Raw genomic sequence first — 19,733 nt, 5'->3', positions numbered from 1 at the left:
GTGATGTCAAAATCCCCCCATACCCGTTTCAAATGCATAAGCTGTCTAAAGGCGCCCAGGCGCCTTTTTTATTTCACGCCATATTGATCAAACCATGCCAGCATGCGCCGCCAGCCGTCGATGGCTGACGGCGCATGGTAACTGGCGCGGTAATCGGCGTTAAACGCGTGCCCCGCATTGGGATAGACCATGATTTCGGCGGTGGCGCCCGCCGCGCTTAATGCCTGGCGCATGGCGTCGATAGTGTCCTGTGGAATGCTGTTATCCTGCCCGCCGTACAGCCCCAGCACCGGCGCGGTAAGCTCCGATGCCGCCTCCACCGGGTGTCGTGGGGTGGTCAGGGTCTTGTCGCCCACCAATTTGCCATACCAGGCCGCCGCCGCCTTCAACTGCGGATTATGGGCGGCGTAAAGCCAGGCTATGCGCCCCCCCCAGCAAAAACCGGTGACCGCCAGGCGCCGGCTATCGCCGCCATGGCGCCCGGCCCAGTGAGCGGTATGATCCAGGTCGGCCATGACCTGGGAATCCGGCACCTTGCTCACCAATTGCTGGAACAAGGTCGGGACATCGTCAAAAGCGGTCGGATCCCCCTGGCGAAAATAGAGCTCCGGGGCAATAGCCAGATAGCCTTGTTTTGCCAGGCGGCGGCAGAGATCGCGGATATGTTCATGCACGCCAAATATTTCCTGGATCACCAGCACGATCGGCAACGGCTCGCGTTGGCCGGCGGGTCGCGCCATATAGGCCGGCATGTCCTTGCCTTGGGTGGTGATAGTCGTCCGGGCCGCGACCAGATCGACATCGTCGGTATGGATCGTCGTGGAGGCGAGCGTGCCGACGGCCGGCGCAAACCCGGCGCAAGATGTTTCCGAAGCGGTAGTGTCGTCAGGAGTCATTGGGCTGCCTTGGTTTCCAGTGATATTGCAGCATTCATTATAGCCAAGTCGGCCGGTTGTTGAACCGTCGGTACCGGCCATTTTTTAAGCCATGAAAAAAAGTACGATTAAAATCGTGATAGGCATCATGTTGACTATTAGAAAGAGCTTTTTTTAAAAGTTTTTACTATTCAGTCCAGTTAAAGTTAAGACTAATAAAGAGATGGGGATTATCTCAGGGAAAGTTTTACGCACCGTCCTTTACAGGAGTATTTCACCATGGTTAGTGTGTTTTTTTTACCTTCTTTTTTCCACAATGCCCCCCATAATAATGATGATATCGCCTGCCGGAATCATTCAAATATCCTGAAGCGCTTGAAAACTAATCTAAAAATTATGAGTAATAACACCATGGCCTTGCCCGATTTATTATATTCGATGAGCCGGATAGCCTATGCCGCCGAAAAATTATGCGAAAGGACCTACTATCATAAGCTGGCACGCTTATTAAAATCGGTGGGGAATATCACCGGGGGCGTCGCCAAGATGGGGTTTTTCCTGCGGGCCATTCCCGGAAAAGGCATCTCATCCGCCTTTGCCGGCCGGCATGACGATAATCAGGGACCCAGGGGTAACAATCCGCGGTTTGCCAACCTGCTTCAGGGGGTCGCTGACAGTCATATTCCTGATTTGATCAATACGCTGGCTCATCCCGCTAGAAGGGGGGTATCGGTCAGTGAGGTCGTCCAGGTGGCTACCGATATTTATCTCATCAGCGGGACAAAAAATGAAAAAATATCCTTTTATTTAAGGATTGTTAAAACAACGGTGGATTTTTTTATCAGCATAAAAAATGCTGCCGGTAATGCCGTGGCTGCATATAAAATCTTAATTAACAGGGTGAAAGAGAGTATTGGTCATGCGATTTCCTCGATAGTGTCATTTTTTTGCTTATATTTTTTTCAATATTAAAAAACGGTGAGCAACGAATTGGTTTATTTTTCAGCTGTCGATTTACCTTAGGTTAAAGAATCTACCTCATGAATATATCCGAAACCGTTTGCGGGCTGGCACCCCAGTTGGCCACCCTTGCCCAGGGCGCAATGGTCGGATGCGCCGTGATCGGGCTGGGCTCCAGCCCGCTGGCCGGTTTTTTGGCGGGAGCGGGCGCGGCGTTTACCATCGCGGCTACGGTAACGGGATCAATGACTATTTTAGCCCAGGTTCATGATTAGCTTGCCGACGCGGTGGATAAAGGCGCGGCTCCCCTATTGGAGGACATATCCTGGTTTTCCCGGCGGCACCTTTATACTATGCCGCAAACCTGCCTTGATAAGGTTGATGAGTTGATGAATTCCAGCGCGGGCGCCGTGCGTGAGATATTGGCGGCCGGTATTGGTGAACACCCGATGATTAAATATCTTCTGATAGCATTCCCGATTTTTGATGCGCTGCATTGATGCGGGTCTCAATTCCGTCCCTGTCCGTACCGGAGTGCAAGCTAAGGATATCGCGCTGCAGACGATGTTTATCCGTCTGGTCGGGGCGCGGTTTAAAACAACTTAAACCGCACCCAATACAAATCACTTTTAGCGGTGATCGCGGTTGCAAAAAAATACCTGTATATTTAGAGTGCTGTGCGTAAATTATATCTCCTCGCCCATTTTTTGGCTCTTCAATAAAAAGAAAAGGGTTATTTCTTTTTATAGTAGTAAGGAAACCATTATCAAGTGTAATTAATAGCTATGTTAAAAGGGCAACGGTAGTCAATATTAATATCACGGGAGAATCGTCATGAGCATACCTGCCAGTAATTTCATGTCCGCCAGTATAATAGACCAGCCAATCGTTAAAGAGAAATCCGCCACGGGCAATAATACTTTAGCCGCGCGTGTCACCGGGGTAAAAAATGATCAGGCGGCCCCGGCTTCCGCCGGCTCGCCTTCTTCCACCATCACCCGTTTTCTGGGGAACGTGGTCTCGGGGCTGGTCAGCGTCGGCAACCGGGTAGGGCGCTTTTTCGGCATCAAGGGGAATACATCCCAAATCATGCCGCTGTTCGCCACCGGTATCAAAATTGCACAGTACGGCGTCGCCACGCTGCTGTATGAGGTGATGTCCCTGATGAGGGAGCAGGCTTTACCGATACTGGATACCTGGCTGAGAAGAATTATTGACGATGGGGGGCGGATGACGCCTCTCGAGGTGTTCAGCAGCTTAATCGCGGCCATTCGTGACAACGAGAAAATCAAACTACTCTTTCATGATGTGGTAACGGCTTAATTTAACGCGCTGATTGTGAAGTGTCGCCGGACAATGGCAGGCAAAAAATGGATAATATCGGCATTATACGCGTGCTAATATCTTATTTTCAGAGGTTTCTGCCATGTCCGCTTCCGACGTCTTTCATCTTGGCCTGACGCATTCCGATTTGCGCGGCGCCACCCTGGCCATCATTCCCGGCGATCCGCAACGGGTGGAAAAAATCGCCCGCCTGATGGCGGACCCCGTGCACCTGGCCACCCATCGCGAATTCACTTCATGGCGCGCCGGGCTTGCCGGCAAAACGGTGATTGTCTGCTCGACCGGCATCGGCGGGCCGTCCACCTCCATTGCCGTGGAGGAATTGGCGCAATTGGGCATCCGGACATTCTTGCGCGTGGGCACCACCGGCGCCATCCAACCGAATATCCCGGTAGGGGATGTGCTGGTCACCACCGCCGCGGTGCGGCTGGACGGCGCCAGTCTGCATTTCGCGCCGATGGAGTTCCCCGCGGTGGCGGACTTCGGCTGTACTACCGCCCTGGTGGCGGCGGCCAGGCATCTTGGGACCGGGGTGCATATCGGCGTGACCGCCTCGTCGGATACCTTTTATCCGGGTCAGGAACGCTACGACACCTTTTCGGGACGAGTGGTCAATCGTTTCAAGGGTTCCATGCGGGAGTGGCAGGATATGGGGGTGATGAACTATGAAATGGAGTCCGCCACCTTATTGACCATGTGCGCCGTCCAGGGCTTGCGGGCCGGCATGGTGGCCGGGGTGATCGTCAACCGTACCCAGCAGGAAATCCCCGACGCGCTGACCATGAAACAAGCGGAAAGCGCCGCGGCTGGCATCGTAGTGGAGGCCGCCCGGCTATTGCTCGCCTGAGCATTCGCCACGACCGGGATAAACTTTCCGGTCGTTTTGTCCCGGTTTAACCTGACCGCGCGTTAACATGGCAAGATAGGATGCAAACTCCCCTTACCGGTCTTCCCGGTACTTCACCGCCCTGCGCCAAGGGAGCCGCCTTGTCATTGGATGAAATCATTGCCCATACCACCGAGTTTGTCCGCCAGCATCAGTTCTGGGCGATCCCGCTCGTGTTTATCCTTGCCTTTGGCGAATCGCTGGCGTTTTTATCGCTGCTTCTGCCCGCAACCGTTATGCTGCTGGCACTGGGGGCGCTCATCGGCGAGGCCGGCATCGATTTCTGGCCTGTCTATGCCTCGGCGGTGGCCGGGGGATTTTTTGGCGACTGGCTCTCATACTGGCTTGGGTATCACTACCAGGAGCGGCTTGGGCAATTCTGGCCGTTTTCCAGGCATCCCCATATGCTGGCGCGTGGGCAGGCTTTTTTCGATCGCTGGGGCATTGCCGGCGCCTTCTTCGGGCGCTTTTTTGGGCCGCTGCGCGCGGTGGTGCCCTTGATCGCCGGCATTTGCGGCATGCCGCGCTTATATTTCCAGCTGGCGAATTTCGGCTCGGCCGCGGTATGGGCATTTGGCCTCCTGGCCCCCGGCGCGTTCGGTATTCAATGGATTAGCCGCTTCATCGGCTGATAAAACCTGCTGGACATCTATACAGTTCACCCTTAACGTGGCAGTCAGTATTGTTTTGGGCGGAGGTAGCATGGATATCAGCCTGTTTTACGGTCTGGGGGGCGCGGTAATCGGGGCGGTGGTCGGCCTGCTTGTCGCCGCAACCCGATCGCAAAAGCAGCAGGGACAAGCCGAGGCGGAACTGCGCCTGCGGGCGCAGTCCCTGGCGGCGGCGCAGCAGGAGCTGGAGCGTTCGCAATCGGCGTATGGCCAATGCGAGCAGCAACTGCGGGCCTCGGAGCGGGAGATGCGCGAGCTTTATGGTCGTCTCGCCACCGCCGAGGAACGGCTTGCGCCGTTGGCGCACTGGCGCGGCGAGTGCGAGCAACTGGATCAGGAGCTGCGGGCGCAGCGCGAGGTGAACAGCGCGCAGGAAGCAGAGCTGCGTGAAGTTACCATCCGCCTCGAGGAAACCCGCCTCGGCGCCGAGGAGAAGCAGCGCCTGCTGGTTAACAGCGAACAACGGCTGGTCGCGCAGTTCGAAAACCTGGCCAACCGGATTTTCGAGCAAAGCGGACGCAAGGTGGACCAGTTGAACCGGCAGAGCCTGGATTTGCTGCTGGCGCCCCTGCGCGAGCAGCTGGACGGATTCCGCCGGCAGGTGCAGGACAGCTTTGGACAAGAGGCGCGGGAACGGCACACCCTGACCCATGAGATCCGCAACCTGCAACAGCTCAACGCCGAAATGGCGCGGGAGGCGGTTAACCTCACCCGCGCGTTGAAAGGTGATAATAAAACCCAGGGTAACTGGGGTGAGGTGGTATTGAGCCGGGTGCTGGAAGCCTCCGGCCTGCGGGAAGGCCATGAATACCAGACCCAGGTGAATATCCAGGTCGATGCCGCCCACCGCATGCAGCCCGACGTGATTGTGCGCCTGCCCCAGGGCAAGGACGTGGTCATCGATGCCAAAATGTCGCTGGTGGCCTACGAGCGCTTCTTTAACAGCGACGATGAGCTCGAGCGGCAAGCAGCGTTGCTGGAGCATATCAATTCGCTGCGCGGCCATATGCGGCTGCTGGGCAGAAAAGATTACCAACAATTGCCCGGTTTACGTTCACTCGATTATGTGTTGATGTTTATTCCCGTCGAACCGGCCTTTATGCTGGCTATTGATAAGCAGCCGGATCTGATTGGCGAGGCGCTGAAGCTTAATATCATGCTGGTCAGTCCCACCACGTTGCTGGTGGCGTTGCGCACCATCAATAACCTGTGGCGCTATGAGCACCAGAGCCGCAATGCCCAGCACATCGCCGAGCGGGCGGGGCGCCTGTACGACAAGATGCGCCTGTTCGTCGACGATATGACCGCCATCGGGCAAAGCCTCGACAAAGCGCAGGCCGGCTACAGGCAGGCCATGAATAAACTGGCGCAGGGGCGTGGTAATATTATCAGCCAGGCCGAGGGTTTCAGGGCGCTTGGCGTCGAAATCAAGCGTCCCATCAATCCGGCGCTGGCGGAGGAATCCGGGCATCATCCTTATACCGACCTGCCGGGACGGGAAGAACCGCGTGAGGGCGCGGACGCCGATGCGGCGCCGTTGCCCGGCGACGCAGGCGCAGGCGGTGGAACCGGCGTGAAACCCGCCTGGGATGAATTGCCGCCGTCGATTGACGACGACGCCCCGGTGGCGGAAACTTTGCAACGGGCGCAGGGAGAATACCCGCTCGGGTAGAGGGTGTCGGAGTGGGGCTTTCGGCCCGCTTCTGTTACACTTCTCTGATAACTGATGAAGCAAGGCAAAAAACATGGCAGATGAAGACAAGCGTGAAACGACCCATTTCGGCTTCCGCACTGTTGCTAAAGACGAGAAGGCGGTCATGGTGGCGGATGTCTTTCATTCCGTCGCGGCAAAATATGATTTGATGAATGACCTGATGTCGTTCGGCATACACCGTCTCTGGAAGCGTTTTGCCATTCATTGCAGCGGCGTGCGCCGTGGGCAGAAGGTGCTGGATCTGGCCGGCGGCACCGGCGACCTGACCGCGAAGTTTTCCCGCCTGGTGGGCGAGGAAGGCGAAGTGGTGCTGGCCGACATCAACGATTCCATGTTAAAGGTGGGCCGCGAGAAACTGCGCAACAAAGGCATCATCGGCAACGTACGCTACGTGCAGGCCAATGCCGAAGCGCTGCCGTTCCCGGACGATACCTTTGATTGCATCACCATCTCCTTCGGCCTGCGCAACGTTACCGAAAAAGAGCAGGCGCTGCGCTCCATGTACCGGGTGCTTAAACCCGGCGGCCGCCTGCTGATCCTGGAATTCTCCACGCCGTTGTTCAAGCCGTTGAACAAGGCCTACGACCTCTACTCCTTCCATGTCTTGCCGCGCATTGGCGAGATGGTGGCGCGCGACGCCGGCAGCTACCGCTACCTGGCGGAATCCATCCGCATGCATCCGGATCAGGAAACGCTGAAAGCCATGATGCTGGACGCCGGTTTTGACAGCGCGGAGTATTTCAATATGACCGGAGGTATCGTTGCCCTGCATCGCGGTTACAAATTCTGATCGGGAAATGACATGTTGATGCTATTGATTACCGCAACGCTTGAAACCGCGCTGGAACGTCTGCTGTATCAAGACAGGTTAATGAAGCCTGCTCGCCAGCGTCTGAAGGGCAAGGTGCTGCGCTTTGAGCTGGCTGAACTGGACAGCCCGGTAGTGCTGGTGTTCGGCGAGCTGCGGGTGGATGTGCTGGCCGCCTGGGATGGTCCGGCCGACTGTACCGTCAAAACGCATCTCTCCGCCTTGCCGGCCCTGCGCCGGCGCCGGCGGTTACCGTTATTGATCAAACAAGGCTCACTGGAAGTTGACGGGGATTTACAGGTGGTGCAGCAGTTTGTCGCGCTGCTGGATATGGCGGAAGTCGACCCGGCGGAGCTGCTGGCGCCGTATCTCGGCGATATTGTCGCCGAAGGGCTGACACAAAAATTACACGCCCATGCCCGCGGGCTGCGCCTGGGTTTGCGCGACCATCAGGTCAGGCTGGGCCAGACGATTACCGAGGAGTGGCGATTATCCCCCTCCTCCCTTGAACTGGTGTGGTTCAGCGACGAAGTGGATGCGGTAAACCGGGCTGGGGCCTCCTTGGTGGTACGCCTGGAAAAACTGGAGTCCGGCCGATGATTGTGGGAGAACTACGCCGCCTGTATAGCATTGTGCGGGTGCTGCTCAGCTACGGGCTTGACGAACTGATCCCCAAGATACGCCTGACCCTGCCGCTGCGCCTGGGGCGCGGGCTGGTGTTCTGGATACCCAACCAGCATATCGACGAGCCTTTGGGGGTTCGGTTGCGCCTGGCGCTGCAGGATCTGGGACCGGTATGGATCAAGTTCGGCCAAATGTTATCGACCCGGCGCGATCTGTTTCCACCGGTGATTGCCGACCAACTGGCCATGTTGCAGGACCGGGTCAAGCCTTTTGACGGCGCGCTGGCGCGCCAGCATATCGAAAAAGCCATGGGGCAGCCGCTGGAAGCCTGGTTCGACGACTTCGATCAGGTTGCCCTGGCCTCCGCTTCCATTGCCCAGGTCCATACCGCGCGCTTAAAAGAAAACGGTAAAGAGGTGGTGATCAAGGTGATCCGCCCGGACATCATGCCGATGATCAAGGCCGATATGCGCCTGATGTACCGCCTGGCCAGCTGGCTGCCCCGCCTGTTGCCGGACGGCCGCCGCCTGCGCCCGGTGGAAGTGGTGCTGGAATATGAAAAAACCTTGCTCGATGAGCTGAACCTGCTGCGTGAGGCGGCGAACTGCATTCAGCTCAGGCGTAATTTTGATCATAGCCCGATGCTGTATATCCCTGAGGTTTATCCGGATTACTGCAGCGAAACCATGATGGTGATGGAGCGGATCTACGGTGTGCCGGTTTCCGACGTGGCGGCGTTGGAAAAACAGGGCACCAATATGAAATTATTGGCCGAACGAGGCGTACAGCTCTTCTTTACGCAGGTGTTTCGTGATAGTTTTTTTCATGCGGACATGCATCCGGGCAATATTTTCGTCAGTTTTGAACATCCGGAGGATCCGCAATATATCGGTATCGATTGCGGTATTGTCGGATCGCTGAATAAAGAAGATAAGCGCTACCTGGCCGAGAATTTTATCGCTTTTTTCAATCGCGATTACCGTAAGGTGGCGGAACTGCATGTGGACTCGGGCTGGGTGCCACCCGATACCAATGTGGAGGATTTTGAATTTGCCATCCGCACCGTATGTGAACCGATATTCGAAAAACCCCTGGCGGATATCTCCTTCGGTCACGTATTGCTGAATCTGTTTAACACTGCCCGGCGTTTTAATATGGAAGTGCAGCCACAGTTGGTGTTATTGCAAAAAACGCTGCTCTATATTGAGGGCATCGGCCGACAGCTCTACCCTCAGCTGGACCTGTGGAAAACGGCCAAACCCTTCCTGGAAACCTGGATCAAGGATCAGGTGGGGATCCCGGCGATTTTACGCGCGCTAAGGGAAAAAGCCCCGTTTTGGGCGGAGAAACTGCCCGAACTGCCGGAACTGATTTATGACGGGTTCAAACACCATAAATCACTGCAAAAGAGCGTGGACAAGCTGACGGTCGAGCTAAAGGGACAGCATGTCCGGCAGGGTCAGGCGCGTTTTTTATTCGGCATTGGCGCCACGCTGCTGCTTTGCGGTACTTTTTTATTATCACTGGGCAACGAGATGTCATCGTTCCCCGCCTGGTTAATGGCTGCCGGCATTGTAAGCTGGATCGTTGGCTGGAAACGCACTGCGTAAATTTTGCGGGTCCGGCAAAATCCGGTAACTCGAATTAACCCCTAAACAGAGGTGACATCATGGGCGGCATCAGTATTTGGCAATTATTAATTATCGCGGTCATAGTGGTGTTGCTGTTCGGCACCAACAAGCTACGCGGCATGGGCGCTGATTTGGGCGCATCCATCAAGGGCTTCAAAAAAGCCATGGGCGACGAAGACAAACCTACTGCGCCGCAGGCGGATAAAACCGGCCAGGATGCGGATTTCGCCGCGAAAACCATTGCGGAAAAGCCGCAGCCGCCGCAGCAGTCCCAGCCGGACGAATCGGTAAACAAAGACAATAAGCAGGTATAAGCTGTGTTCGACATTGGATTTGGTGAACTGGCCCTGGTATTCGTGATCGGGCTGGTAGTACTCGGCCCCGAGCGCCTGCCGGTGGCAGTCCGGACCGTGGTCGGTTGGATCCGGGCTTTGCGCTCGCTGGCATCCACGGTACAAAATGAATTGAGCCAGGAGCTTAAGCTGCAGGAGCTGCAGGACAGCCTGAAAAAAGTCGAGCAAGCCAGCAAGGACAGCCTTTCGCCGGAGCTGAAAGCCTCGATGGAGGAGTTGCGCGAGGCGGCCGATTCCATGAAAAAAAGCTTTCACAGCAAAATGATCCCTGACGCCGGGGCCGAGCACCAGACGATTCATAATCCGTTAATAACCGATCCTGAAGCGATTCATGACGGCGTGACGCCGGCGGAAGGCGCCAGCCAGGCCGAGGCGCCGCCGATGGCGCCCGAACCGGCAATACAAATCAGTGTAGCTCCGGCGCAAGGCGCCAGCCAGGCCGAGGCCCCGGCCATGGCTCCCGCCCCCGTGCAGGACGCGGCTACTCCCACTCCCCCTAAAAATAATGATCGCTCATAATGGCCGTTGAAGATACCCAACCGCTTATCAGCCATTTGATTGAGCTGCGTAAGCGATTACTGTACTGCATTCTCAGTGTACTGGCGGTGTTCCTGGTCCTGGTCTATTTTGCCAATGACATTTACCAGATCGTTTCGGCACCTTTGATCAAACATTTGCCGGTCGGTGCCAGTATGATCGCAACCGACGTGGCGTCGCCGTTCTTTACGCCTATCAAGCTGACGATCATCGTGTCGGTATTTGCCTCCGCTCCCCTGCTGCTGTACCAGGTCTGGGCCTTTATCGCGCCGGCGTTATATAAGCACGAGCGGCGGCTGATGACGCCGTTGCTGTTCTCCAGCACGCTGCTGTTTTATGCGGGCATGGCGTTTGCTTATTTTATCGTTTTCCCGCTGGCGTTTAGCTTCTTTTCCCATACCGCGCCGCGCGGAGTGTTGATTGCAACCGACATTAACAATTACCTCGATTTTGTCATGGCGCTGTTCATGGCCTTCGGCGTGTCGTTCCAGGTGCCGATAGCCATCGTGCTGCTGTGCTGGACCGGCGTGGTGACCCCGGAGGATCTGAAGAAAAAACGGCCTTATGTGCTGGTCGGCGCTTTTGTGGTTGGTATGCTGCTGACGCCGCCGGACGTGTTTTCCCAGACGCTGCTGGCGATCCCGATGTACCTGCTGTTTGAGATCGGCCTGTTTTTTGCCCGCTTTTACGTCGGCAAGGGGCGTCGCGGGCAGGAAGATACCCCGGACGAAAATACCGAAGATCCCAAGGATGGGGACTAAGCGGGATTTTTCAGCAGTCTGAGCCGCCCATTTGGGCGGTTCTTGTTTTAAGAGAATAATCTAAACGCCGCCAGCTCCACGGACGGCGTTGTTCAGGAGAAGACTATGAGCAATGTATTCGGCACGTTCCCCCATCGCCGCCTGCGCAGGGTTCGCCGCTATGATTTCAGCCGCCGCCTGGTGGCCGAAAACCAGCTGACCGTCAATGACCTGATTTATCCGGTGTTTGTGATGGAAGGCAAACAGCGCCAGCAGGAAGTGCCATCCATGCCCGGGGTATATCGCATGACCCTCGACGTGCTGATCAAGGAAGCGGAAGCGGTGGCCAAGCTTGGCGTGCCGGTGCTGTCGCTGTTCCCGGTCATTGAAACGCCCTATAAATCGCTATTGGCGGAAGAAGCCTATAATCCCGAAGGCCTGATCCCACGCGCTATTCGCGCGCTGAAGGACGCGGTGCCGGAATTGGGACTGCTGACCGATGTGGCGCTTGATCCTTACACCATCCACGGCCAGGACGGCATTATCGACGACCAGGGTTATGTGGTTAACGACATCACCAGGGAAATCCTGGTGCGCCAGGCGCTGTGCCATGCCGAAGCGGGCGCGGAAATCGTCGCTCCCAGCGATATGATGGACGGGCGCATCGGCGCGATACGCGAAAAATTCGAGCAGCAGGGACTGGTCAATAACCAGATCATGGCGTATTCGGCCAAATACGCATCTTGTTATTACGGCCCGTTTCGCGATGCGGTAGGCTCGAGCGCCAACCTGAAAGGCGGTGATAAAAAGACCTACCAAATGGATCCGGCCAACAGCGATGAAGCGTTGCAGGAAGTCGCCCAAGACCTGCAGGAAGGCGCCGACATGGTGATGGTGAAACCGGGCATGCCTTATTTGGATATGATTTACCGGGTAAAGGAAACTTTTGGCGTGCCGACCTTCGCTTACCAGGTATCCGGCGAATACGCCATGCATATGGCGGCAATCCAGAACGGCTGGCTGCAGGAAAAACCGGCCATCATGGAGTCGCTGCTGTGCTTCAAGCGCGCCGGCGCCGACGGCATCCTGACCTACTTCTCCAAACGCGTAGCCCAATGGCTGCATGACGATAGTTTGCGACGTTGATACGTTAACCGCTCTCATCTGTTCGCAGACATGAGCGGCTGATTAATCATGGAAGAGGCGCAGCAGGAATGACCGGCCATGCTATTGATACGCAATCCCGCCACCCTTTACGGGCAAACACCCTGGGCTATAGAACCTTTTGGAATTGCTTGTTGTCGATGCTTTGACAGACCTGCTTATTGAGGAAATTCAATAGCAGCATTGAGCGCGCCTCACCGTCGGGTTCGGTATAAATCGCCTGCAATCCTTCAAAGACGCCGGCGGTAATCATCACCAGATCGCCAATATAAGGCGTTTGCGGGTCGGTCACCCCTTCGTAGGCATGATTGCGCAGCTCAAGGATCACCTCAGGCGCAATGGTTACCGGCAGGTTGCCGAAACGGACGAAATGGCTCACGCCACGGGTAGCGCTGATGGTGGTGGTGTGGATACGTTCAGGATCAAACTCGATAAACAGGTAGTTAGGAAACAATGGCTCGCTGACGGCGGCGCGTTTGCCCCGGATGATTTTTTCCAGGGTGACCATAGGCGTCAGGCAGCCCACGGCCTGCCGTTCCAAATGTTCTTTAGCCCGCATCATCTGGCCGCGCTTACAATACAACAAATACCATGCTTCCATAATCTAATGCACCTACATTACCGGTAACACAGCATATCAAAGGCCCTAATAAATAAACAGCGCGACATTTGATATTGCAAGATCGGCCGGCGCAAAAAAAAACAGCATATTTACCGTGAATTTTGACAAAAGGGCGGCATGGCTGTTAAACAGACTTTATAATGCAAAGATAACCCGGCACCCGATGACGCTATGAAATACCGAGACTTGCGCGATTTTCTTTCCTTGCTGGAACAGCGGGGAGAATTGAAACGAATCACCCTGCCCATTGATCCCTATTTGGAAATGACGGAAATTGCCGATCGCACCCTGCGCGCGGGCGGCCCGGCTTTGCTGTTTGAACATCCCACAGGCTACGCCATGCCGGTGTTGTGCAATCTGTTCGGCACGCCCGAGCGGGTGGCGCTGGGCATGGGGCAGGAGAGCGTTTCGGCGTTACGGGACGTGGGTAAACTGCTGGCCTTCCTGAAGGAACCGGAGCCGCCTAAAGGCTTTCGCGATTTGCTGGATAAGGCGCCGAAATTCCGCCAGGTGCTGAATATGCCGACCAAACGGTTAAGTTCCGCGCCTTGCCAGGAGCAGATCTGGCAAGGCGAGGATGTCGATCTCGGCCGTATTCCGATCATGCACTGCTGGCCGGGCGACGTGGCGCCGTTGATTACCTGGGGCCTGACGGTCACCCGCGGGCCGCATAAGGAGCGCCAGAACCTGGGCATTTACCGCCAGCAGGTACTGGGTAAAAACAAAGTCATCATGCGCTGGCTGTCGCATCGCGGCGGCGCGCTGGATTTCCAGGAGTGGCGCGCGGCTAACCCGGGCAAACGCTTCCCGGTGGCGGTGGCGTTGGGCGCCGATCCGGCCACCATACTGGCGGCGGTGACGCCGGTGCCCGATAGCCTGTCCGAATACGCGTTCGCCGGCCTGCTGCGCGGTTATAAAACGGAAGTGGTCAAATGCATTTCCTGCGATCTCGATGTGCCCGCCAGCGCCGAAATCGTGCTGGAAGGTTATCTTGAACCGGGTGAAACGGCGACGGAAGGCCCCTATGGCGATCATACCGGCTACTACAACGAGGTGGATGAGTTCCCGGTATTTACCATTACCCATATCACCCAGCGCCGGGACGCCATCTATCATTCCACCTACACCGGCCGTCCGCCGGATGAACCGGCGGTAATGGGCGTGGCGCTGAATGAAGTCTTCGTTCCCATTTTACAAAAACAGTTTCCGGAAATTGTCGATTTTTACCTGCCCCCCGAAGGCTGCTCATACCGCCTGGCGGTGGTGACCATCAAGAAACAATACGCGGGCCATGCCAAACGGGTCATGATGGGGGTCTGGTCGTTCCTACGTCAATTCATGTATACCAAATTTGTCATCGTATGCGATGATGACATCAATGCGCGTGATTGGCAGGATGTTATCTGGGCCATCACCACCCGGATGGACCCCGCGCGCGATACGGTGTTAATGGAAAATACACCAATAGATTACCTGGATTTTGCCTCGCCGGTTTCCGGATTGGGTTCAAAAATGGGAATGGACGCCACCAACAAATGGCCGGGGGAAACCTCGCGCGAGTGGGGCACCCCAATTCGCATGGATGATGGGGTTCGCGCCCGCGTTGATGCTATCTGGGACGACCTGGCCATATTTAATGACAGTGGTAAAGGGTTGTGATATTTCAGACCCTCCATTCCGTTTTGCTTAATAGCCCGACAGAGGGAATGCATGACAACATTGACCTGTAAGGTCACTTCCGTGGATGCCATTACCGATACGGTGTATCGGGTATGTTTGGTACCGGAAGCGGCTTTTAGTTTTCGCGCCGGTCAGTATCTGATGGTAGTGATGGATGAACGCGATAAACGCCCCTTTTCCCTGGCGTCGACCCCCATGGAAAACTCGGTAATCGAGCTGCATATCGGGGCTTCCGAACTTAATCTGTATGCGATGGCCGTCATGGATCGTATCCTGAAAGATCGTGAAATCACCGTAGATATACCCCATGGCGAAGCCTGGCTGCGCGACGATACCGATCGTCCGATGGTGCTGATTGCCGGGGGTACCGGTTTCTCTTATGCCCGTTCCATCCTGCTGACCGTCCTGGCCAATCAACCGGAGCGGGAAGTGGCCATTTATTGGGGCGGCAGGGAATTACAGCACCTTTACGACCTGGGCGAGCTGGAAGCGCTGACGTTGCAGCATCCGCGCCTGAAGGTGGTGCCGGTGGTCGAGCAGCCGGACGAAAACTGGCAGGGCCGGACCGGAACGGTCCTCAGCGCGGTAATGCAGGACTACGGCTCGCTGGATCATTATGATATCTATATCGCCGGTCGTTTCGAAATGGCTAAAATCGCCCGCGAGCGTTTTTGCGCTGAACGCGGCGCCATCCCCGGCCGGATCTTCGGCGATGCGTTTGCCTTTATCTGATCGCCTCCGGCGGGAGGGTTTATCCGCCGGGACGCTATGTTAAGATGGCGGCAATTGCGCGGTAAAATAAGGCCAGACCATGGAATCTTTTTCTATTCTTTACCAGGACCATCTCGCGACGCTGCAAAAGCGCGCGCGCGAGGTGCTTGCCCGGCATAACCTGGATGCGTTGCTGATCCATTCCGGCGAACCGATCACGGCGTTTCTTGACGATCACGATTATCCCTTCAAGGTCAATCCGCAGTTCAAGGCCTGGCTGCCGGTTACCGGCGTGCCGCACTGCTGGTTGTGGGTCGACGGCGTCAATAAGCCTAAACTCTGGTTCTACCTGCCGGTCGATTATTGGTATAGCGTCGAGCCGTTGCCCGAAAGCTTCTGGACGCCTTATATCGATATTATCCCGATCAGGGATCCCGACGAAATCAGCCAACTGCTGCCGGCGTCGCGTGATAAAGTCGCCTACCTGGGATCGTCGCCGCGGCGGGCGGCGGAACTCGGCCTGAAAGCCGATCAACTCAATCCCCAGCCGGTGCTGGATTATCTGCATTTTCACCGCGCCTATAAAACCGACTATGAGCTGGCCTGCATGCGCGCGGCGCAGAAGACGGCGGTCATGGGGCATCGGGCCGCGCATGAGGCGTTCCTGGCCGGCATGAGCGAGTTCGATATCAATATCGCCTATCTATCGGCCACCGGCCATCGCGATTTTGACGTGCCCTACGGCAATATTATCGCCCTGAACGAACATGCGGCGGTATTGCATTACACCAAACTCGATCAACAGCTGCCTGAACAGGTACGCAGCTTCCTGATTGATGCCGGCGCCGAATACCATGGGTATGCGGCCGATCTTACCCGCACCTACGCGGCGCAAAAAGAGTCTGAGTTCGCCGAACTGGTTGCCGCCATGGACACCGAGCAACAGGCCCTGATCGGCACCGTCGAGGCCGGCGTCAACTACATCGAATATCATATCCAGATGCACCGGCGCATCGCCGGGCTGCTGAATCAATTTGATATCGTGACCGGCCTTGACGAAGAGACAATGGTCAGCGAAGGCATCACCGGCCCGTTCCTGCCCCATGGGCTGGGGCATCCTCTGGGGCTGCAGGTGCATGATGCCGGCGGCTTTTTGCAAGACGATCGCGGCGCCCGCCTGGCGGCGCCGGGGCTTTACCCCTACCTGCGCTGTACCCGCGTCATGCAGCCGCGCATGGTAATGACCATTGAGCCGGGCCTGTATTTTATCGAATCGCTGCTGGCGCCCTGGCGCGCCGGCGCCTTTGGCCGGCATTTCAATTGGCGGCGCATCGAGATGTTCAAAGCTTATGGCGGTATCCGTATCGAGGATAATATCGTCATTGGTGATAAGCAGATTGAAAATATGACACGCGATCTGAAGCTGGCATAATGCACGCCTATTTTGTTCCCGCGGCGCCGGTAACGGCGTCCATGGAGATCAAAAAAAGCCGTTTCATTATCCTCTTGTCCCCCACGCAGGGCATCGAGGCCGTCAAGGCGTTTGTCCAGCAAAACCGCGACGCGCATCCCGGGGCGGTCCATTATTGCTGGGCCTGCATCGCCGGGCCTCCGCTGGATTCCCAACAGCTTGGCTTTTCCGATGACGGCGAGCCGCCAGGCAACGCCGGCAAACCCATGCTGGCGCGACTGATGGGCTCGGGGCTGGGGGAGGTTACGGCGGTGGTGGTACGCTACTATGGCGGAATCAGGCTGGGTACCGGCGGGCTGGTTAAAGCCTACGGCGGCGGCGTGCAGCAGGCGCTTAAACTCATTAACCGGGCGGAGAAAATTCCCCAGGCCGAATTTATGGTGTCATGTGGCTACGAGCAGCAGGCCTGGATTGACGCGATGATCAAGCAGACCGGGGGCCGCGTCGTCCAGAGCGATTATGGTGAATCCATTATACTTAGGGTGGCGATCCCTTTCGGCCGGGTCGCACTGGCTGAGGAAAAGCTGCGCGATCTCAGTCGGGGCGCATTGCAACTAACGCCCATTGCCCAATAGCTTTCTCCCCGGCTACAGTTAATCAAATTATTAAGGATCGTGCTGAAATGCATTTTCGCGCCATAATCCGTATCGTCGGCCTGCTCGTCATGCTCTTCTCCGGAACGATGATCGTTCCCGGCCTGGTGGCGTTGATCTACCGGGATGGCGCCGGCAGCGCCTTCACGCAAACGTTTTTCTTTGCCCTGTTGATCGGCCTGGCGCTGTGGTTGCCGAACCGTCAGCAGAAGCACGAGCTGAAATCCCGGGAAGGGTTCCTGATTGTCGTGCTGTTCTGGACGGTTTTGGGCAGCGTGGGGGCATTGCCGTTCCTGTTTGCCGAACATCCCCAGTTGACGGTAACCGACGCGTTTTTTGAATCGTTTTCCGCGCTGACCACCACCGGCGCCACCTCGCTGGTGGGGCTCGACAGCCTGCCCAAGGCCATCCTGTTTTATCGCCAGATGCTGCAGTGGTTTGGCGGCATGGGCATCATCGTGCTGGCGGTGGCAATCCTGCCCATCCTGGGCGTCGGCGGGATGCAGCTCTACCGCGCCGAGATGCCCGGCCCGCTGAAAGACAACAAAATGCGCCCGCGCATCGCTGAAACCGCCAAAACCTTATGGCTTATCTATATCTCCCTGACTATCGTCTGCGCACTGGCGTTATGGGGGGCGGGCATGTCGGTTTTCGATGCCATCAGCCACAGTTTCTCCACCATCGCGCTAGGGGGATTCTCAACCCATGACGCCAGTATCGGTTATTACAACAGCCCGATGATCAATACCATCGTGGCGGTTTTCCTGCTGATTTCCGGTTGTAACTACGGGCTGCACTTTGCCGTCCTGAGCGGCCACAACCTGCGGGTCTACTGGCGCGATCCGGAGTTCAGGATGTTTATCAGCGTGCAGTTTATCCTGGTGATGGTGTGTACCCTGATCCTCTGGCGCTACGATGTTTACCAAAGCGGCTTGCAAACCCTGAACCAGGCTTTTTTCCAGGTGGTTTCCATGGCCACCACCGCCGGTTTTACCACCGACAGCATCGCCCGCTGGCCGCTGTTCCTGCCAATATTGTTGCTGTGCTCGGCGTTTATCGGCGGCTGCGCCGGCTCAACGGGCGGCGGTTTGAAGGTTATCCGCATCCTGCTGCTGTACCTGCAGGGTTCGCGGGAATTGAAACGTTTGGTGCACCCCAACGCCGTCTATACTATCAAGCTCGGTAACCGGGCGTTGCCGGAGCGCATCCTGGAAGCGGTATGGGGGTTCTTTTCCGCTTATGTATTAGTCTTTATCGTCAGCATGCTGGCCATTATCGCCACCGGCGTCGATAATTTTTCCGCCTTTGCCGCGGTAACCGCGACGCTGAATAACCTCGGTCCCGGACTTGGGGTGGTGGCGGAGAATTTTTCGTCCATGAACGCGGTGGCGAAATGGATCCTGATCCTGACCATGCTGTTCGGCCGCCTGGAGGTCTTTACCCTGCTGGTGCTGTTTACGCCGACTTTTTGGCGCGAATAACCAAGGATGTGTTATGCATACACTGATTCTCTATTCCACCCATGACGGCCAGACGCTGAAAATAGCCCGGTTTATCGCCGGGCGGCTGGCGGGCAACGATACCTGCGAGGTGGTCGATCTGGGCCAGGCGGGGCAGATCGACCTGCTGCGCTACGATCGGGTGCTGATCGGCGCCGCGATCCGCTATGGGCACTTCGCCGCCGAGCTGCATGATTTTATCAAACAGCACCTGGCCTGGCTTAACCAGCGGCCCAGCGCTTTTTTTGCGGTTAACCTGACGGCGCGTAAAGCGGATAAACGTACCCCGCAGACCAACGCCTACACGCGCAAATTTCTCGCGGCCACGCCCTGGCGGCCCGATCGCTGCGCCGTGTTCGCCGGCGCGCTGCGCTATCCGCGCTATCGCTGGTTAGATCGGATCATGATCCAGCTGATCATGCGGATGACCGGCGGTGAAACCGATAGCTCGAAAGAAGTGGAATATACCGACTGGCAACAGGTTGGCGCTTTTGCCCAGGATTTTGCCGGTTTAACCAGCAAATCCGGCCTCAAGTAACATGAAATGCATTAGTTTGTCGAAAAATAAACCGATCGGCCAAAAATAAGCAATTAGCGCTTGTCAGGCGGCGGGAATTCCCTATAATGCGCCTCCACTGACCGGGAACAAACGCTAACGCGATGCCGGGTCGGGAAGGGAACAGCGCCCCGTCCGGGCAAATAAAAGCTTGACTCTTCAACGGGAAAGCGTAATATACGCAACCCGCGCCAGGTGAGATTTACGCACGCTGGCCATGCTCTTTAACAATTTATCAGACAATCTGTGTGGGCACTCACAAGACCGTATCGAAACACAAAAATACCAAGTCTT

Annotated in this window: 20 protein-coding genes and 1 pseudogene; 19 read left to right on the top strand and 2 right to left on the bottom strand. The window is 56.5% G+C overall.

Features of this window, described 5'->3' with window-relative positions:
* Positions 1–68: 68 nt before the first annotated feature.
* A complete protein-coding gene (locus GRH90_RS17535; RefSeq protein ID WP_162367256.1) occupies positions 69–896 on the bottom strand; it encodes a dienelactone hydrolase family protein in 828 nt (275 codons plus the stop codon).
* Positions 897–1,154: 258 nt separating this feature from the next.
* Here GRH90_RS17535 and GRH90_RS17530 point away from each other — a divergent pair, with 258 nt between their 5' ends.
* The 13 genes and pseudogenes from GRH90_RS17530 (at position 1,155) to hemB (ending at position 12,289) form a co-directional block, all read left to right on the top strand.
* Positions 1,155–1,847: a hypothetical protein gene (locus GRH90_RS17530; RefSeq protein ID WP_162367255.1), complete on the top strand. Its 693-nt coding sequence runs from the start codon at positions 1,155–1,157 to the stop codon at positions 1,845–1,847.
* 68 nt (positions 1,848–1,915) lie between these two features.
* Positions 1,916–2,110 carry a hypothetical protein gene (locus GRH90_RS17525; protein ID WP_162367254.1) on the top strand — a complete coding sequence of 65 codons (195 nt, stop codon included), beginning with the start codon at positions 1,916–1,918 and terminating at the stop codon, positions 2,108–2,110.
* A gap of 559 nt (positions 2,111–2,669) precedes the next feature.
* Complete coding sequence (locus tag GRH90_RS17520) at positions 2,670–3,158, top strand: hypothetical protein (RefSeq protein ID WP_162367253.1); 489 nt, start codon at positions 2,670–2,672, stop codon at positions 3,156–3,158.
* Positions 3,159–3,261: 103 nt separating this feature from the next.
* Positions 3,262–4,026, top strand: coding sequence for a uridine phosphorylase (udp, locus tag GRH90_RS17515; protein ID WP_162367252.1), 765 nt, complete (start codon positions 3,262–3,264; stop codon positions 4,024–4,026).
* Positions 4,027–4,166: 140 nt separating this feature from the next.
* Positions 4,167–4,697 carry a DedA family protein gene (locus tag GRH90_RS17510; protein WP_162367411.1) on the top strand — a complete coding sequence of 177 codons (531 nt, stop codon included), beginning with the start codon at positions 4,167–4,169 and terminating at the stop codon, positions 4,695–4,697.
* 70 nt (positions 4,698–4,767) lie between these two features.
* Positions 4,768–6,255, top strand: a pseudogene (rmuC, locus tag GRH90_RS17505) (DNA recombination protein RmuC); the annotation flags it as partial.
* A 226-nt stretch (positions 6,256–6,481) separates the two neighbouring features.
* Positions 6,482–7,240 (top strand): bifunctional demethylmenaquinone methyltransferase/2-methoxy-6-polyprenyl-1,4-benzoquinol methylase UbiE, encoded by a 759-nt coding sequence (gene ubiE / locus GRH90_RS17500; protein WP_162367250.1) that lies wholly within the window; start codon positions 6,482–6,484, stop codon positions 7,238–7,240.
* A gap of 12 nt (positions 7,241–7,252) precedes the next feature.
* The gene (gene ubiJ, locus GRH90_RS17495; RefSeq protein ID WP_162367249.1) at positions 7,253–7,858 is read left to right on the top strand and encodes a ubiquinone biosynthesis protein UbiJ; all 606 of its coding nucleotides are present in this window, start codon (positions 7,253–7,255) and stop codon (positions 7,856–7,858) included.
* Positions 7,855–9,492 (top strand): ubiquinone biosynthesis regulatory protein kinase UbiB, encoded by a 1,638-nt coding sequence (ubiB, locus tag GRH90_RS17490; RefSeq protein WP_162367248.1) that lies wholly within the window; start codon positions 7,855–7,857, stop codon positions 9,490–9,492. Before ubiJ ends, ubiB begins: the two co-directional genes overlap by 4 nt.
* Before the next feature lie 59 nt (positions 9,493–9,551).
* Complete coding sequence (gene tatA, locus GRH90_RS17485; protein ID WP_162367247.1) at positions 9,552–9,827, top strand: Sec-independent protein translocase subunit TatA; 276 nt, start codon at positions 9,552–9,554, stop codon at positions 9,825–9,827.
* Between the two features lie 3 nt (positions 9,828–9,830).
* Positions 9,831–10,385, top strand: coding sequence for a Sec-independent protein translocase protein TatB (tatB, locus tag GRH90_RS17480; protein WP_162367246.1), 555 nt, complete (start codon positions 9,831–9,833; stop codon positions 10,383–10,385).
* Entirely contained in the window at positions 10,385–11,164 is a 780-nt protein-coding gene (gene tatC / locus GRH90_RS17475; RefSeq protein ID WP_162367245.1) for a Sec-independent protein translocase subunit TatC, read from the top strand. The genes tatB and tatC overlap by 1 nt, the downstream gene beginning before the upstream one ends.
* 105 nt (positions 11,165–11,269) lie before the next feature.
* Entirely contained in the window at positions 11,270–12,289 is a 1,020-nt protein-coding gene (hemB, locus tag GRH90_RS17470) for a porphobilinogen synthase (protein ID WP_162367244.1), read from the top strand.
* A gap of 127 nt (positions 12,290–12,416) precedes the next feature.
* On the opposite strand, the gene rfaH is transcribed toward hemB, so the two are convergent.
* Positions 12,417–12,908 (bottom strand): transcription/translation regulatory transformer protein RfaH, encoded by a 492-nt coding sequence (gene rfaH, locus GRH90_RS17465; protein ID WP_162367243.1) that lies wholly within the window; start codon positions 12,906–12,908, stop codon positions 12,417–12,419.
* A 192-nt stretch (positions 12,909–13,100) separates the two neighbouring features.
* Between rfaH and ubiD the strand changes: the two genes are divergently transcribed.
* From ubiD to hemG, 6 genes are all read left to right on the top strand, one after another.
* Positions 13,101–14,588, top strand: a complete 1,488-nt coding sequence (gene ubiD, locus GRH90_RS17460; protein WP_162367242.1) for a 4-hydroxy-3-polyprenylbenzoate decarboxylase — start codon at positions 13,101–13,103, stop codon at positions 14,586–14,588.
* 51 nt (positions 14,589–14,639) lie between these two features.
* Complete coding sequence (gene fre / locus GRH90_RS17455; RefSeq protein ID WP_162367241.1) at positions 14,640–15,341, top strand: NAD(P)H-flavin reductase; 702 nt, start codon at positions 14,640–14,642, stop codon at positions 15,339–15,341.
* Positions 15,342–15,420: 79 nt separating this feature from the next.
* Positions 15,421–16,752: a Xaa-Pro dipeptidase gene (gene pepQ / locus GRH90_RS17450; RefSeq protein ID WP_162367240.1), complete on the top strand. Its 1,332-nt coding sequence runs from the start codon at positions 15,421–15,423 to the stop codon at positions 16,750–16,752.
* On the top strand, positions 16,752–17,366 hold the full coding sequence (locus GRH90_RS17445) for an IMPACT family protein (protein WP_162367239.1): 615 nt from the start codon (positions 16,752–16,754) through the stop codon (positions 17,364–17,366). The genes pepQ and GRH90_RS17445 overlap by 1 nt, the downstream gene beginning before the upstream one ends.
* A 47-nt stretch (positions 17,367–17,413) precedes the next feature.
* A complete protein-coding gene (gene trkH, locus GRH90_RS17440) occupies positions 17,414–18,865 on the top strand; it encodes a Trk system potassium transporter TrkH (RefSeq protein WP_162367238.1) in 1,452 nt (483 codons plus the stop codon).
* Positions 18,866–18,878: 13 nt separating this feature from the next.
* Positions 18,879–19,421 (top strand): menaquinone-dependent protoporphyrinogen IX dehydrogenase, encoded by a 543-nt coding sequence (hemG, locus tag GRH90_RS17435; RefSeq protein WP_162367237.1) that lies wholly within the window; start codon positions 18,879–18,881, stop codon positions 19,419–19,421.
* Positions 19,422–19,733: the final 312 nt, after the last annotated feature.

Source organism: Acerihabitans arboris, from assembly GCF_010131535.1.
Lineage (GTDB): Bacteria > Pseudomonadota > Gammaproteobacteria > Enterobacterales > Enterobacteriaceae > Acerihabitans > Acerihabitans arboris.
Note: the sequence above shows the minus strand (reverse complement) of the source record. Positions and strands in the feature narration are given on the sequence as shown.